A 377-nucleotide genomic window follows, 5' to 3' on the forward strand; every position below is an offset into this window, starting at 1 on the left:
TAACTATTTATCCAAATTTATCTGCAAATGAATAAACAATTTATTACGTCTGAAAAATATACCTTTGCAGTCATCTCTTAAGGCGCGACCCAGAACAACGATAACAATACAAATATAACTAGTTGGAGTTTCCACTCAAATATCCTTTGAAACTATAATAATGACTAAAATAAATGTGACGACTGTAGTCATCTTGATAAAATGCTTAAAACCCATCAATTAAACAATTAATTTATGATTTAATTTATTCCCCTCGGTTTTTTGCGCAACTCAATGGAAATAAGTCAGCAACCTATGATCTGAGCAACTACCTTCACTCTCCTTCTTAGCCTCATGGATTGATGAAGAGACGATAAGCAGGTGGGCGCAAAGCAAAC

Source organism: Vibrio sp. 10N.222.48.A3 (assembly GCF_041475345.1).
GTDB classification, from domain to species: domain Bacteria; phylum Pseudomonadota; class Gammaproteobacteria; order Enterobacterales; family Vibrionaceae; genus Vibrio; species Vibrio tasmaniensis_A.